The 15255-nt window shown below is 73.8% G+C and carries 12 protein-coding genes, 1 tRNA gene and 1 pseudogene; 7 read left to right on the forward strand and 7 right to left on the reverse strand.

The annotated features are described in order from the left end of the window. Nucleotides 1-26 precede the first annotated feature (26 nt). Nucleotides 27-1502 carry an MFS transporter gene (locus ACFZB3_RS17065; RefSeq protein WP_391376931.1) on the forward strand — a complete coding sequence of 492 codons (1476 nt, stop codon included), beginning with the start codon at nt 27-29 and terminating at the stop codon, nt 1500-1502. A gap of 88 nt (nt 1503-1590) precedes the next feature. On the opposite strand, the gene ACFZB3_RS17070 is transcribed toward ACFZB3_RS17065, so the two are convergent. Then, complete coding sequence (locus ACFZB3_RS17070) at nt 1591-2775, reverse strand: hypothetical protein (RefSeq protein WP_391376135.1); 1185 nt, start codon at nt 2773-2775, stop codon at nt 1591-1593. 334 nt (nt 2776-3109) lie between these two features. On the opposite strand from ACFZB3_RS17070, the gene ACFZB3_RS17075 reads away from it, so the two are divergent. Together ACFZB3_RS17075 and ACFZB3_RS17080 are read left to right on the forward strand one after the other, a co-directional pair. Beyond that, a complete protein-coding gene (locus tag ACFZB3_RS17075; RefSeq protein WP_391376138.1) occupies nt 3110-3565 on the forward strand; it encodes a DUF485 domain-containing protein in 456 nt (151 codons plus the stop codon). Continuing rightward, complete coding sequence (locus tag ACFZB3_RS17080; RefSeq protein WP_391376141.1) at nt 3562-5172, forward strand: cation acetate symporter; 1611 nt, start codon at nt 3562-3564, stop codon at nt 5170-5172. The genes ACFZB3_RS17075 and ACFZB3_RS17080 overlap by 4 nt, the downstream gene beginning before the upstream one ends. 82 nt (nt 5173-5254) lie before the next feature. Here the strand turns inward: ACFZB3_RS17080 and ACFZB3_RS17085 are convergent, their stop codons facing one another. The 5 genes from ACFZB3_RS17085 to ACFZB3_RS17105 all read right to left on the reverse strand — a co-directional run bounded on the left by ACFZB3_RS17085 (nt 5255) and on the right by ACFZB3_RS17105 (nt 11877). Further along, a complete protein-coding gene (locus ACFZB3_RS17085; protein WP_391376144.1) occupies nt 5255-6142 on the reverse strand; it encodes a cellulose-binding protein in 888 nt (295 codons plus the stop codon). Nucleotides 6143-6299: 157 nt separating this feature from the next. Further along, on the reverse strand, nt 6300-6866 hold the full coding sequence (locus tag ACFZB3_RS17090) for a dihydrofolate reductase family protein (RefSeq protein ID WP_391376147.1): 567 nt from the start codon (nt 6864-6866) through the stop codon (nt 6300-6302). Nucleotides 6867-6957: 91 nt separating this feature from the next. Further along, nucleotides 6958-7887 (reverse strand): RNA polymerase subunit sigma-70, encoded by a 930-nt coding sequence (locus ACFZB3_RS17095; protein WP_391376150.1) that lies wholly within the window; start codon nt 7885-7887, stop codon nt 6958-6960. 136 nt (nt 7888-8023) lie between these two features. Next, on the reverse strand, nt 8024-10873 hold the full coding sequence (locus tag ACFZB3_RS17100) for an SUKH-4 family immunity protein (protein WP_391376153.1): 2850 nt from the start codon (nt 10871-10873) through the stop codon (nt 8024-8026). An 8-nt stretch (nt 10874-10881) separates the two neighbouring features. Continuing rightward, nucleotides 10882-11877 carry an HNH endonuclease gene (locus ACFZB3_RS17105; protein WP_391376932.1) on the reverse strand — a complete coding sequence of 332 codons (996 nt, stop codon included), beginning with the start codon at nt 11875-11877 and terminating at the stop codon, nt 10882-10884. 299 nt (nt 11878-12176) lie between these two features. Here ACFZB3_RS17105 and ACFZB3_RS17110 point away from each other — a divergent pair, with 299 nt between their 5' ends. Next, nucleotides 12177-12713 carry a YwqJ-related putative deaminase gene (locus ACFZB3_RS17110; RefSeq protein WP_391376156.1) on the forward strand — a complete coding sequence of 179 codons (537 nt, stop codon included), beginning with the start codon at nt 12177-12179 and terminating at the stop codon, nt 12711-12713. Between the two features lie 78 nt (nt 12714-12791). Further along, complete coding sequence (locus ACFZB3_RS17115; RefSeq protein WP_391376159.1) at nt 12792-13289, forward strand: SUKH-3 domain-containing protein; 498 nt, start codon at nt 12792-12794, stop codon at nt 13287-13289. Nucleotides 13290-13292: 3 nt separating this feature from the next. Here the strand turns inward: ACFZB3_RS17115 and ACFZB3_RS17120 are convergent, their stop codons facing one another. Next, nucleotides 13293-14621, reverse strand: a complete 1329-nt coding sequence (locus tag ACFZB3_RS17120; RefSeq protein WP_391376162.1) for a histidine kinase — start codon at nt 14619-14621, stop codon at nt 13293-13295. A 166-nt stretch (nt 14622-14787) separates the two neighbouring features. Here ACFZB3_RS17120 and ACFZB3_RS17125 point away from each other — a divergent pair. Together ACFZB3_RS17125 and ACFZB3_RS17130 are read left to right on the forward strand one after the other, a co-directional pair. Continuing rightward, a pseudogene (locus tag ACFZB3_RS17125) lies at nt 14788-14984 on the forward strand (hypothetical protein); the annotation flags it as partial. Between the two features lie 197 nt (nt 14985-15181). After that, nucleotides 15182-15253 (forward strand) — tRNA-Gln (locus tag ACFZB3_RS17130). Nucleotides 15254-15255 lie beyond the last annotated feature (2 nt).

A 15255-nucleotide genomic window follows, 5' to 3' on the forward strand; every position in this document is an offset into this window, starting at 1 on the left:
CTGGGCCGGAGAGCGCGGAACCCGCGATACGCGCGGCGGGGCGCGGGGCCGGGGCGAAGCGGCGGGGGGCCGTGGTGGCCGCCCTGATGCTCTCCATGGCGCTGGCGGCGCTCGACTCCACCGTCGTCTCCACCGCCGTGCCCCAGATCGTCGGGGACCTCGGCGGCTTCTCGGTCTTCTCCTGGCTCTTCTCCGGCTACCTGCTCGCCGTCACCGTGACGCTGCCGGTGTACGGCAAGCTCTCCGACACCTTCGGCCGCAAGCCGGTGCTGGTCGCGGGCGCCGCGCTGTTCCTGCTGGGGTCGCTGCTGTGCGCGGCCGCCTGGAACATGGCCGCGCTGATCGCGTTCCGGATCGTGCAGGGCCTCGGCGGCGGGGCGCTGCAGGGCACCGTGCAGACCCTCGCGGCCGACCTCTACCCGCTGGAGGAGCGCCCGAAGATCCAGTCGAAGCTGTCCACGGTGTGGGCGGTGTCGGCGGTCGCCGGGCCGGGGCTCGGCGGGGTGCTGGCCGCCTACGCGGACTGGCGGTGGATCTTCCTGATCAACCTGCCGATCGGCGCGGCGGCGCTCTGGCTGATAGTGCGTCACCTCCACGAGCCGGTGCGCGCGCCGCGCACGCCCCCGCGGGTGGACTGGGCGGGTGCGCTGGCGGTGTTCGCGTGCGGCGGCGTGCTGCTGACGGCGCTCGTGCAGGGCGGGGTGGCGTGGGCGTGGTGGTCCGCGCCGTCGTGCGCGCTGTTCGCGACCGGGCTCGCGCTGGTGGGACTGGTGGTGTGGATCGAGCGCCGGGCCGCGGAGCCGATCATCCCGGGGTGGGTGTGGCGGCGCCGTACGATCGCGGCCGTCAACCTCTCGCTCGGCGCGCTCGGCCTGCTGATGGTGGCGCCGACGGTGTTCCTGCCGACGTACGCGCAGTCGGTCCTCGGCCTCGCCCCGGTGGCCGCCGGGTTCGTGCTGTCGGTGTGGACGCTGAGCTGGCCGGTCTCCGCGGCCCTCAGCCAGCACGTGTACCGGCGGATCGGCTTCCGCGACACCGCGCTGCTCGGCATCGGCGCGGCCGCGCTGGTCCTGTTCGCGTTCCCCTTCCTGCCCTACCCGGGGTCGGCCTGGCAGCCGACGCTGCTGATGCTCCTGCTCGGCGCCGCGCTGGGCCTGTTCCAGCTGCCGCTGATCGTGGGCGTGCAGTCGACGGTGGGCTGGGCGGAGCGGGGCACGACGACCGCGTCGGTGCTGTTCTGCCGGCAGACCGGCCAGACGATCGGGGCGTCGGTGTTCGGCGCGGTCGCCAACGGGGTGCTGGCGGCGCGGCTGGGCGGCGCGGGCGACCTCGACTCCGTCACGCGCGCGCTGGACGACGGAACGGTGCCCGAGGCCACCCGGCACGCCATCGCGGACGCGGTCCACGCGGTGTACTTCGGGGCGGCGTGCGCGGCCGCGCTGGCGTTCGTGGTGCTCCTGGTGCTGGCGCCCCGGCGATTCCCGGTCCTGACGGAGCGGTGAGGGCGGCTCCTCGCCACGAGCGACCGCCGTCGCCCGAAGGCCCGTACCCGTACCCGTACCCGCACCCGCACCCGCACCCGCACCCGCACTATCGCCTGCGCGCGCGGCGGCGCGCCACCAGGACCGCGCCCCCGCCGAGGGCGGCTGCCGCCGCGGCGGCACCCACGAGCGGAAGGGCCGCACCGGCACCGGTGCCCGCGCTGCCCCCGCCGGACGACCCGTCAGCGCCGGACGACCCGTCAGCGCCGGTGACGTCGAGCCGGATGCCGGCCTTGTCGTTCCCCTCATCTGTGTCGAACGGCCGGGACGCGCCGACCAGTCCGACCGACCCCCGGGCCCCCGGCACCGCCTTGTCGATCTTCAGGCGGAAGGTGTAGCTCCGCTCGTAGCCTTCCGCGACCCAGGAGAAGTCGATGCCGCAGACGTACTCACCGGCCCCCGTCCTGCGGCAGTAGGGGTCGGCCCTGGACACCGTCGTACCGGCGGGCATCCTGACCACGATCCGGGCGGCGTCGGCCCGGTCGCGCCGCTGCACCCAGGCCGGTCCGGCGTCGGTGAAGCCCACGGTCAGGGGGACGGTGTCCCCGACGCCACCGCGCAACCGTGCCCCGGTGACCCCGAAGTCGGCCGTGTTCACGGCGGTCACCGGCACATCGGCCACGTCCCAGCGGCTGTTCTCCGCGCTGCCGGCGGGCGCGGGGGTGGCGTCGGAGCGCTCGACCAGCCCGACCGCGGGCGCGGTTCCGGGCACCTCCCGCGAGAAGTTGTCCCCCGGGTAGGGGTATCCGGCGATCTCGGCCTTCACCTCGATCACCTCGTACAACGCGCTGTCGCGCACGGGAAAGGTCAGCTGTCTCCCGGGCGTGTAGACGACACCGGGCCGCACCTTCTGGTCGAACTCGCAGATCACCTCGGTCCTGTCCGGCTCCCCGTCCACCGCGGAGACCGTCGAGTACGTGCAGTTGGCAGGGAGTCCGGTCCGTTCCACATGGGTCAGGCCATGGGTGAGCGTGTACGTCAGCCAGACCTTGCCGAGCGCCTTGGTGCCCGTGTTGGTGAAGCTGGTGGGCACCTGGACGGTGCCGCCCGGCTCGGCCCCGTCGATCGCGGCGATCCTGCCCAGGACCACCCCGGCCGACGGGTCGTCGGCCGCGGCGGGCGTGGCGGCCGTGGCGGGCACGGCCGGTGTGGCGCCCAGCGCGACCAGGGCGAGGGCACCGACCGTGCCGGCGGCCCGTCCGAGGACGCGGAGTCCGGAAGAGGTCTGGAACACGGGGCCCCCACATGAAGCGTCGGCGACGGACGGGCGAACGGCGGGTCAAGGCGTGCCGCGCTCGTCAGACTCCCGCCGCCGTCGAACAGTTGTAGCGGCCGGCGGCGGGCGCGAGGTCCCACCCGGGCCGCCGCGGATCGAGGCGCGGGAAAATCATGGTTAACGCGGGTAACACCCCTGGTCAGACACGTTCGGGTGCAGTAAGCGCGTACCGGCCCGCCAGTTGCGGAAAATGCCCGCACGCCCCGGATACCTGCGAGTAACGTGCGTCCCCCGCTCCCTCCTCTCCCTGCGGTCCGCCGCCACGGACCCGAGCCACGCAAGGAGCACCGGGATGTCCCACGACCTTTCCGACCCAGCCGACCCAGCCGACTCCGCGGCCCCTTCCGGCCTCTCCCCGCGCGATCCGTCGCACCTCACCTACCCCTGGCAGCCGCTGCCGCCCGAGCCGCCGAGACCCCGCCACGTGCCGCACCGGGAGCCGGTCGGCCACCACAGCGACCTGCGGCTGCTACGCGGCGCCTACCGCCTCCGGCGGCGCACCGCGGCCCTCACCGCGCTCGGCTACTTCACCCTGTTCCTGGTGCTGTCGGCGTTCGCCCCGGGCGTGATGACGAGCACGGTCGCCGACGGTGTACCCGCCGGACTGCTCCTCGCGCTCCTCCAGCTCCCCGTCACCTGGCTGGCGATCGGCCTCTACGAGCACACCACGCGCCGCCACGTGGACCCGCTCGCCGACCGCATCCGCCGGACCGCGGAACTGGACGCCAGGCGCGGGGCCGTACGGTGACCGGCTTCAGCGGCTCCGCCCAGTCCATGTCCCTGGTCGCCTTCACCGCCGTCGCCACGGTCACCCTCCTGCTCTGCGTGCTGACCGGACCGGACCGCGACGACCTCGACGAGTTCTACACCGGCTACGGCTCCCTCTCCCCGCTCCGCAACGGCCTCGCGATCGCCGGCGACTACATCTCCGGGGCCGGGACCCTGGCCGGCGCCGGGGTGATCGCCCTGTGCGGCTACGACGGCGTCGTCCTCGCCCTCAGTACGGCCCTGTCGCTGCTGCTGCTGATGTTCCTGCTGGCCGAACCGCTGCACAACGCGGGCCGGTTCACCATGGGCGACGCGCTGGCCCGCCGGATGCCCGGCCGGTCGGTACGGATCGCGGCCTGCGCGGTGACCATCGCCGCCCTGCTGCCGCTGATGCTGGTCCAGCTGGCCGGCGCCGGCCAGCTGATGGCCTTCGTCCTCGGCTTCTCCAACGAGACCGTGCAGACCGGCTGCGTCGTCGGACTCGGCGCCCTGATGATCAGCTACGCGGCCATCGGCGGCATGAAGGGCACCGCCCTCATCCAGATCCTGAAGATCGTGATGCTGCTCGGTTCCGGCACCGTGGTCGCCCTGCTGGTCCTGCACCGCTTCGACTGGGACCCGGGCGCCCTGCTCACCGCGGCGGCCCGGGGCAGCGGCGCCGGAGCCGCCTACCTGCACTCCGGCCTCCAGTTCACCGGCGGTCCCGCGCCCCGCCTGGACATGATCAGCTCGGAGCTGACCGTCGTCCTCGGCGGCGCCTGCCTGCCCCACATCACCATGCGCATGTACACCGCCGCCGGCGCCCGCCAGGTCCGCCGGTCGATGTCCTGGGCGGTGTCGTGCGTGGCCCTGTTCGTGCCGATCGTCAGCGTCGTCGGCTTCGGCGCCACCGCCCTGGTCGGCCGCGCCGCCGTCACCGCCGCCGACCCGCAGGGCAACACCGCCTACCTGCTGGGCTCCCGCGCGGCCTTCGGAGCCGACGTGCCGACGGCGGAGACCCTGCTCTTCACCACGGTCACCACGGCGATCTTCCTGACCCTGCTCGCCTCCGTCGCCGGCATGATCCTCGCCTGCGCCAACTCCCTCGCCCACGACGTCTTCGCGACCCGCGTCCAGGAGATGCCGGCCCGCCGCGAGATGACCCTGGCCCGCGTCTCCGCGCTCGCCATAGGAGTCCCCACGATCCTGCTGGCGACCCTGGTCCAGCACCACAGCCTGCAGCCCCTGATCACCCTCTCCTTCTGCCTCGGCGCCTCCGCCCTGGCCCCCGCCCTCGTCTACGGCCTCTTCTGGCGCCGCTACACCCGCACCGGCCTGCTCTGCACCCTGCTCGGCGGCACCCTCACCGTGCTGCTCCTGATGCCCGGCACCAACCTGGTCTCGGGCTCGCCGGGGGCCGCCTTCCCGCACGCCGACTTCAACTGGTTCCCCTTCACCACCACCGGCCTCGTCTCCATCCCGGCCGGCTTCTTCCTGGGCTGGCTGGGGACGGTGGCCTCCGGCCGGCACCGGGCCGCGGAGCAGCGCCGGCAGTACGAGGGGGTGGAGGGGCGGATCCTGGCGGGGGCGGTACGGAGGGGTAGCTAGGCGGTACACAGCGGGAGCCGGGAGGAGCCGAGCCCCGGGGGCAGCAGGAGCCCGAACCCCGGGCAGGAGGAAGCGCGGGGCGCTATTCCGCCGCCGCGCGCCCCGTCAGGGTCACCAGGCTGTCCCGCATGTGGTCCATGTGCGCCTGCACGTCGTCCCAGGTCTCGCCGTGCTCGCGCAGCACCTGCTCGGTCTCCCGCGCGATCTGCTCCTCACGGTCCTTGGCCTCCGCCAGGACCTCGCCGGCCCGCTCGTGCGCCTCCTCCTCGGAGCGGCTCGCCGACTCCCCGGCCTCCTCCAGGGCCCGCTCCGCCTCCGCCAGGGCGGCCTCGGCGCGCGCGATGCGCTCGGCGTTGTGCGCGTCGACCGCGGCGGCGCGCGCGGCCTCCTCGCGCTCCTCCTCGGCCCAGCGTTCGGCGTGCTCCTTGGCCTGGTCGGCGAGCATCCCGATGGTGCGCTGCCGCACCTCGCGCAGGGCCGAAAGGGCCTCGCCCCGCTGCTCCTTGACCTCCAGACGGGCGCCGATGCGGATGTCGTCCGCCTCGGCGCCCGCGGCGAGGAGCAACTGGCGGGCGCGTTCCTCGGTGTCCGTACGGAGCGCTTCGGCCTGCTCCCGCACCGCACCGCACTCGCTGTCGGCGCGCGCCGCGGCCTCCACGACGCCCTCGGTCAGCTCGCGCCGGGCGCCCTCGCGCAGGGTCTTCGCCTCCTCCGCCACGAGCCGGAAGATCCGGTGCGCGCGGTCCCCGAGCGCCTCGTACGTCTGCGCCGGAAGCTCCTCGACCACGGTGCGCATCCGCTCGGCCTCCGCCTCCATCTCCTTGGCGAGCACGGTGAGCCGCGCGGCACGCTCCCACGCCGCGTCCCGGTCCTCACCGAGCTCCACCAAGAACGTGTCGACCTCGTCGGGGCGGTAGCCACGCCCCCGGACGGTCACGAACTCGTACGGCGACATCGATGCGCTGCTCACCTGGAACCCCTCTCCGCCGGACCCGCACGAAATGATGATTTCGCGGATATCTTGATGGATCGGACGTAAGTGTTCATAACGCGACACTCCGCATGCCGCGCCGGAAACACCGCACACGTCACCAGGCGGAGGGAAGCGCATCGGGGGGCGTGAAAGTTCAGCCGCGCGCCCTTCGGTAGCGGGTCAGCACCGTCGCGCCCACGCGTTCCGCGGACAGGCACTCCAGTTCGGCGGGCGGTCCGCCGGCCGGGAACAGCGGCCGGCCGGCGCCGAGGACGGTGGGAAAGGTCAGCAGCCGGTACTCGTCGACCAGGTCCGCCTCCGCGAGGGCGTGGACGACCCCGATGCTGCCCATGACGACCACGTCCCGCCGCTCGGTCTTGACGGCGTCCAGCAGATCCCCGTCGAGGAGACGGGAGTTCGCCCACGCGGACACCTCGGACGCGTCGGACAGAGTGCGGGAGGCGACCAGCTTCGGTGCGGCGTTCAGGCGCGCGGAGAAGGGGTCGTCCCGGCCCGGCCACAGCCGGGAGAAGGCCTCCCAGGTGGCACGCCCGAGCAGCACGACCCCCTCGTCCAGCGTGCGGCCCAGACCGAACCTGTCCCCGGCGATCTCCTCCCGGCCGAACCGGAAGAGCCAGCCTCCGTACGGCGTGCCCTCGGAGCCGTCCGGGTCGGACACGATCCCGTCCAGGGTGGTGAACTGGATGACGACAACGCTCATGACGGTTGTCCCTTCACTCGATGGTCACCGGTACATACCGGCGGCACCGGGCGGGCTCATCGCCGTCCCCGAGATTTCTTTCCCGGCCCTCTCAGCCGGCGCGGGGCGCGGGCGGCTGCGCCGGTGCGAGCGCCGTCAGCACGCGCGGGTCGGTGAACACCACGTTGTGCGCGACCCGGCCGCCCCCGGTGACCGTGAGGACCTGCACGGAGTGCAGCCGGTGCCCGCCGCCGGGCTCCGGGGCGTACGCGACGAGCGCGGGCTGCCCGTTGGCCGTGCCCGAGCGCGTGCGCCAGCCGGTGCCGCGGAGCCGGAACACCCGCTCCATGAACAGGCCGTAGTCGCCGCGGCCCCGGTACCACAGCGGCAGCGGCGGCATCTCCAGCACCGCGTCGTCGGTGAGCAGCCGCACCAGCGCGGGTACGTCGGCCGCCTCGAACGCCTGTTGGTACCGCAGGACCGCCGCCCGCACCTCCGGATCGTCCGGCTCGCTCACCTCGTCCGCCCCGCCCGCCCCCGCGAGCGCGGCGCGCGCCCGCTGCAGGGCGCTGTTCACCGCCGCCACCGACGTCTCCAGCTGGTCGGCGACCTCCGCGGCACTGAACTCCAGCACCTCGCGCAGCACCAGCACCGCCCGCTGCCGCGCGGGCAGCACCTGCAGCGCCGCCACCAGCGCGAGCCGCAGATCCGCGCGCGCCTCCACATCGAAGCGCGCGTCCGGGAACGGCTCCAGCCACGGCACGTCGAGGGCCGACGTGAGCGGCGCCTCCGGATCGGCACCGGGCGCCCCGAGCCCGGACGGCAACGGCCGCCGCACCCGCCCCTGGAGCGCCGTCAGGCACACGTTCGTCGCGATCCGGTACAGCCAGGTCCGCACCGAGGCCCGCGCGGGGTCGTAGCGCTCACGCGCCTTCCAGGCCCGCAGCATGGTCTCCTGCACCAGGTCCTCGGCCTCGTGGAACGAGCCCAGCATCCGATAGCAGTACGCCACCAACTCGCCCCGGTACGGCTCGAAGTCCATCCGCCCATCATGCCCGCGGGGTACGACAACGGGGCACGCGCGCGTGGGGGCCGGCCCGGTCTCCCGACCGGACCGGCCCCCGTACGGCCGTCCTACAGACGGGCGGCCCGCGCCACAGCAGCCCGTCCCACACCTGCTACAGCAGCCCGTCCCACATCTGCTCCAGCAGCACCGACCACCAGCTCTCCGGCGAACCGAGCGCCGCCGGGTCCAGTGAGGCCAGCTGGGCCTGGAAGTCGACGGTCCAGCGGCCCGCCTGCTCCTGGTTCAGGCCGAACCTGAGCCGCCACATCCGGCCCAGCAGGGCCAGGCAACGGGCGAACTCCGGCAGCCCCGTGTTCACGAACTGCGGCGGCACGGACGCCCCGCCCGGCCCCGCCTCCACGGGCACGGCCACGATGTTCGCGGTGCCGTACTGCACACAGAGCGCCTTGCCGAAGTCGGTCCCCATCACGAGGTACGACGCCGCGTCCGGCGCCGGCTGCAACCCGCGCTCCTGCGCCAGCTCCGCCAGCGTCGGCACCGGCCGGCCCGGCTGCGCCTGCGCCCAGAAGAACGGCCCCATGTCCAGCGGCAGCCCCGCCGCCACCAGCGTGTGCGCCACGATCGGCGGCACGCCCTGGCGCGACACCGCCGCCTGCTCGAACCGGAACACGCCGGGACCGAACGCCGCCCCCAGCTCCTGTGCGATCGCCTCCGGCGGGACCGGCGGCGCCGCCTGCACCTGCGGCAACGGCGCCCGCACCGGCGCGGGCCGCGCGGGGCCGGCCGCCACCTGGTGCAACTCGCCCTGATGCGCCAGCAACTGCCGCATCCCCTGCTGCCGGCTCGCGTGATCCGTGCCGTACGGCGCGATGCTCGCCAGCCGTGCCTGCGGCCACTGCTCCCGGATCATCCGCGCGCAGTAGGCGCCCGGCAGCTCGCAGGACTCCAGCTCCGTGTGCAGCTCCAGCACCTGGTCCGGCGGCACGTTCATCGCCCGCAGCTCGTGGAAGATCTGCCATTCGGGGTGCGGGGTGCCCGGCGCCGAACGCCGGATCAGCTGCTGCTCCGAGCCGTCCTGGGCCCGGTAGCGCAACACCGCCTGGTATCCCGGCCCGACCGTCGGCTGCCCCTGCTGCGGGTAGCCGTACGCCGGCGGCTGCTGCCCCGGCAGAGGCTGACCGGGAACGGGCTGACCAGGAACGGGCTGACCAGGAACGGGCTGACCGGGAACGGGCTGAGCAGGAGGCGGCGGCATCGCACCGGCCGGCCTCGGCGGCGGCATCTGCGGGGCGCCCGGCGGCATGCCGGGGGCGGGCGGGGCTCCCACCGGGGGCGCGGCCAGCACCGTCTCCGCGTGGTGGACCGCCGCCCCGCCCGCGCCACGGGCAGCGCCCTGCGCGGGAGGCGTGCCAGGGGCGCCAGGGGCACCCGGAGGCTGCACTGCGCCGGGGGCGAAAGGTGCACCCGGGGCGCCCGGAGGCTGCTGTGCGCCCCCGCCCATCCCGCTCGGGTCGGCCAGCATCGTGACCGCACGGTGAGCATCGCCCGGAGGCGGACCAGCCGGACCACCCGGCGCGGCGGGCGAGTTGGGGGCGCCCGGCGGATTCTGCGCGCCCGGCACCTGCGCCGGACCCTGGGGCCCCTTGGGCCCCTTGGGCCCCGGCGCCGACACCATCTGCGTCGGCGCATACCCGCCCGCGGGCGGCTGGGGCGCGCCCCCGGGCTGAGCGCCCGGCGCACCCGGAACTCCCGGCGCACCCGGCCCTGCTGGGACGCCCGGCGGCGGAGGCGGCGCACCGGCCCCGCCACGCGCCCTGCGCGGAGGAGGCGCGGCCCTGCTCGTCGCGGCGTCCGCTATGTCACTGGCGTTCGGTGCGAGGGGCCGCCCCGGAGCAGCCGGAGCGGCCGGACCCGTCGGGCCCGCCGGAGGCTGGGGAGCGCCCGGCGCACCGGCCGGGGCCTGCGGATAGCCGTAGCCCGGGGCAGCCGGCGCCTGCGGGTAGCCGTAAGAAGACGCGGGCGGCGGCGCGGACGCCTGCGGACGGCCCGGCGCACCCGGCGGGGGCGTGCCGGGAGCCACCGGTCCCTGCGGGTAGCCGTACGACGGGGCGTCCTGCGGAGACGGCGCAGGCGTGCTGCCCTGCGGCGCACCGCCCGGTCCGCCCGGTCCGCCCGGCACGCCCGGCACGCCCTGCGCGCTCGCCTCGTCGAGCGCCGGAGACACCGCCGTGCGCGGCAGCTGACTGCCCCCCGCCATCAGCGCCGTCTCGGCGTCTCCCAGGGCACCGTCGTCGGCATCGCTCAGCGGCGGCGCGAACACCGTCGCGGGCAACGGCACGGAACGGTCCTCACCGGCATCGGCGTTCGTGTCGGTACCGGCCCAAGGAGTCGCACCGGCAGGCACGTCGTACGCACCCGGCGCGCCAGGCGCACCCGCCCCGGCCGCCGGCCAGGAAGCACCACGGGCACCCGCCGGACCGGCCCCACCGGAAGCCGCCGGCACCCCGGCCTGCGTCTCGGCAAGCCCATCGGCGCCGGAGCCGGAAACGGAGCCAGAAGCGGAACCAGCACCCGCACCGGCACCGGCACCCGCCGGTACCCCGTCACCCCCCGACCGCCGATCCGGAATACCCAGCTTGTCCGCCGCCTCCTGGAGCCACTCCGGCGGACTCAACAGGAACGACGTCTGGTTCAGGTCCACCCGGGCCGCGGGCGCCGGCACCGCATCGGCGACCTCCGCCTCACGGCCGTACTCCTCCTCGTACCGGCGGATCACCTCGCCCACCGGCAGCGCCGGCCACAGCGTGGCCTCACCGCTGTCCCGGGCGATCACCAGCCGCTGCCCGCCCGCGTCCGACCGCGGACCCTCCGCACGGTCCTCGCCCCACACCACGAACCCGAGGCCGAACTCCCGCACCCGCACCTCACGATGCTGGTACGCCGGAACGTCACCGTTGATCCACTCTTCCGCGCGCTCCTGCGCCTGCGCGAACGTCACCATGCCGGACCTCACTCCCCCGAACCGGCCGAAGACACCGGCACGACCCGCGCGAAACCACCGTCGACCATCAGGTTCGCCACCGTCTCCAACTCCGGCGGGGACCCCGCCAGCCGCGACAGGAACACGTCGAAGTCCTCACCGCACGGCAGCAGCAGACGCTCCACCCGCTCCGCCGGCGGCCACCCCGGATCCACGTCGCGCGCGTCGTCGTACGCACAGAACCACACCGAACCCAACCGGTCGCCCTTGACCTTCACCGCCAGCAGACCGCCCTGCACGAAGCCGACGCCCAGGTAGTCCTTGGTCAGATGGTCGCGCAGGCACTTGTTCACGTACACGAGGTCGTTCACCGCCGCCTCGTCGCGGACCGTGAAGAACGGCTGGTCCACCAGCAGTCCGAGGCCGGCGTCCAGAGCCGTGCCCACCGGCGCACAGCCGCCCGCCGCCTTCAGGAACGAACGGTACGCACCCGGCAACCGGTAGCCGAGATCCTCCTCGACCCCCAGCACCTGCGACTCCGACACCGCCACACCCGACTTCGGCAGCCCGAAGTGCGCCGGACGCGTCTCCTGCAACGGCCGCGTCCCCCGCTTGTTGTGGTCCACCCGCGCCGTCGCCACCCCACCGTGATGCCGCAGCAACGCCTTCACCTCGACCGGGACCAGCTCCAGCCGCCGCGTCCCCGCCACGTGATGCCACGTCCAGCCGTGCGGCGTCGCCACCGCCGGCACCGTGTCCCACAGTTCATGGCCCGCGGCCGACTGCACCGCGTTCGCGGACACGAAGTCCGTCAGCCGCAACTCGTCGACACCGAACCCCTCCGGCGGATCGGCGATCTCCGCCGCCGCACGCGCGTAGGGCGAGAAGTCGGGGTAGCCGCGCTCGTCGATCCGTACCCCTCTCGGGTGACGTGCCGCCCGAACCGGATCCGGGAAATGCACGACCTGCCCGGCATAGGCCGCGTTCGGCGGCGCGGCCTGCTGCCCGAGCCGACCTGTCGTCATGACGGTTGCCCCCTGCGGCACTCTGTACGAACCGGCATCACGCCCCTGCGGCGCGCCACGGCCCGTATCCGGCTGTCTCTCCCACGTCCCAGACGCGTCGACCGCGCCCATCGCGGTTGCCGACAGCCTATGCGGTACACGAACGCCGGTCACCGGCCCTCCGGTTCCGTGACCAGCCGTCACCCCGCCGTGACAGCCTGCCCAAACCCGGGCGTGTCGCACCGCCCCAGCTACCGCACCCGCCACGGGATTTGGCAGTCTGTGACTTTCGGGGGGATGCCCGGGAGGGGAAGACGATCATGAACACCACACAGACGGGACCACACACCGCCATGTCCGGCGCCGCCCACGGCGCCACCAACGGCGACCCCCGCATCGGCTGGAGCAGCAGCGAAATACCTCCCGCACCCACCCTCCAGCACCGCCGCGACGGCATCCTGCCCACCGTCGCCGCCGCCCTCTCCGTCCGCGGCGCCACCCTCACCGGCACCGCCGCCCGCGTCGACCAGCCGCCCCCGCTGCACCCGCTGGTCCAGGAGTTCCTCGACACCCTCCCCAGCGGACAGCGTGACCGCTTCACCGGCCGCTGCGCCGAGGCCATCCTCATCTCCCGGCACATCAGCACCGCCGACAGCGCCCGCAGCAAACGCGCCGCCCGCAAACCCATGACCAACGGCGAAGCCCGCAGATCCCTCAAGCAGGCCAAACTCACCGCCCGCCGCATACGCGAGGACGGCGACCCCCTGCACGGCAGCTTCGCCGCTCCCTGCCGGGCCTGCGCCGCCCTCACCGCCCACTTCGGCGTCCGCGTCGTGGACCCCACCACCGACGCCTGACGCACCCGCCCCCGCACACCACACCCAGCACTCCACCGCACCCGCACCCGCACGCCAACCAGGACGATCGAAGGGCAGATGCACGCCGACCGCACCACCTCCACGCGCTTCTCCGTGCCCGTCGACGCAGCCCTGCGCGCCGCCGGCTGGCAACCCGGACGCTGGGACATAAAACAAGCCGAGATCTGGGCCGACACCCTGCGCGACCACACCTCACCCGCCGGGCACCGGCACGCCGTCTTCCCCGCCGCCGTGGAAGCCTGGGCCGAATTCGGCGGCCTGCACATCAACCCCACCGGCAGCGGCCGCCAGATCGCCCCCGCCACCCTCCACCTCGACCCCCTGCACGGCCTCCACCTCGCCCGCACCCTCGGCGACCTCGGCCGCGCCCTCGACACGGAGATCTGCCCCCTCGGCGCCGAGACCGACACCCACTCCCTCCTCGCCATCGACGCCGAGGGCCGCATCTACACCCTCGACCACACCGGCGACTGGTACGTCGGCCCCGACATCGACCGCGCCCTCACCACCCTCATCGCGGGCGTCGAACCCCGGCGCCTCACCACCCGGACCTGACGGTCAGGCCGCCGGAATCACCGCCGACACCCGAAAACCCCCGGCATCGGTCGGCCCCGACACGAACACCCCGCCCAGCCCCAGCACCCGCTCCCGCATCCCCACCAGACCGTTCCCACCCGACGGCAACCCCGCCGACGCCGCCGACGCCGGCTCCGGCGGCGGCTCGTTCTCCACCTGCATCGCGATCTCCGCCACCCGGTGCGCCAACCGCACATGCGTCTTCGCACCCGCCGCATGCTTGTGGACGTTCGTCAGCGCCTCCTGCACCACCCGGAACGCCGTCTGCTCCACCGCCGCCGCATACGACCGCACATCCCCCTCCACCGACAGGTCCACCACCATCCCCGCCGCCGCCGACTGCCCCACCAGCACCTCCAGCTCCGACAGCCACGGCCCCTCCTCCTCCGCCGCCACCCGCGAAGCCGCCGCAGCCGCCGCCACCCCCACCGCCGCCAACGGCACCGCAACCGACGCCGACGCAGCGGCCGAGGCCGTACGCCGCTGCACCGCCTCCCCCGAACGCAGCACCCCCAGCATCTCCCGCAACTCCGTCAACGCCTGACGCCCCATGTCCCCCACCAGCGCCGCGTTCCGCACCGCCTTCTCCGGATCCTTCCGCGCCACCGCCTGCAACGCCGCCGCGTGCACCACCATCAACGACACCCGGTGCGCCACCACGTCGTGCATCTCCCGCGCGATCCGCGTCCGCTCCTCACCCCGCGCCCACTCCGCACGCTCCTCCGCCCGCTCCGCGAGCAGCTGAAGCTCCCGCTCCAGACTGTCCGCCCGCTCCCGCAGGCTCTCCATCAACCGCCGTCGCGCACCCACGTACAGCCCCAGCAGCACCGGAGGAGCCGTCAGCCCCAGCGAGGTCGCCAGCGACGCGAACGGAACGAACCAGTCCCCCAGCGTCAGATCCCCCCGCGCCATGCTCTGCCGCACCCGCACGAACGTCACGATCAACGTCCCCAGGAACGTCATCCCCGCCAGCGCCACGATGATCCGGCGCGGCAGCTCCGCCGCGGCCAGCGTGTACAGGCCGACGATGCCCATCAGGAAGCCCATCTGGGCCGGCGTGATCGCGATCGCGACCAGCACCACGGCGATCGGCCACTTCCGGCGCAGCACCAGCACGGAACCGGCCAGCAAACCGAACACGATCCCCGCCGACACCGGGATCCCCGCGTCCCGCGCGAACGGAATCCCCTCCGCGGCGCACTCCAGCGCCGACACCAGCGCGAGCCCCACGTCCAGCACCGCACTACGCCACCGCGACCACCACCACGGCCCGCTCAAGGCCGTCGCGCGGTCTGCCCCCGTCGTGGTCATGCCTCCAGCCTACGGGCGCGGGGGTGGGCTTTTCCGGTGAGTTTCGTCTACTCGCCTACACCACACTCCGTAACCGAACAGCACCGAAACCCACGGGAATCCCTCGAACTACCGAACCACGCACGTTCGACCCCGGAACCAGCCATTCCGCCCGGACGGTTTGCCCATGGCACATCCACACAGCAAATACCGGGATTTCGAGGGCCTACGAGAACAGGCGGCCACCCTCCGACGAGCCGGACTCGGCCGCCGCCAGATCCGCGACCTCGTACACCGGCGCACCACCCCCTGGAGGACGAGCCACCTCCGGACCGGACGAAGCGCCCGAACGCGAAGGACGACCTGAGGGAGAGGGCACGGGAGGGCGCGAAGCCGAGGAGTTCCGGGCCGGTTCGGCGGGCGTCGAGCCGGAAGAACGCCTCGGAGACTTACCGCGGATGCCTGGTCGTCCACGTGCTCAAGAGCGCCGACTTGTACCGTCGCACGGAAGGCGCCTGGTACGGCATAGTAGGAGGCGCCACTCGACGACCTGACTAAATGTCCGGTTTCGTCGAGAATATTCCCCCGTGGTGTAATTGGCAGCACTGTGGCTTTTGGTGCCATCTGTCCGGGTTCGAGTCCTGGCGGGGGAGCG

The sequence above is a fragment of the Streptomyces sp. NPDC008092 genome (assembly GCF_042957285.1).
In the GTDB taxonomy this organism is placed as follows: Bacteria; Actinomycetota; Actinomycetes; order Streptomycetales; family Streptomycetaceae; genus Streptomyces.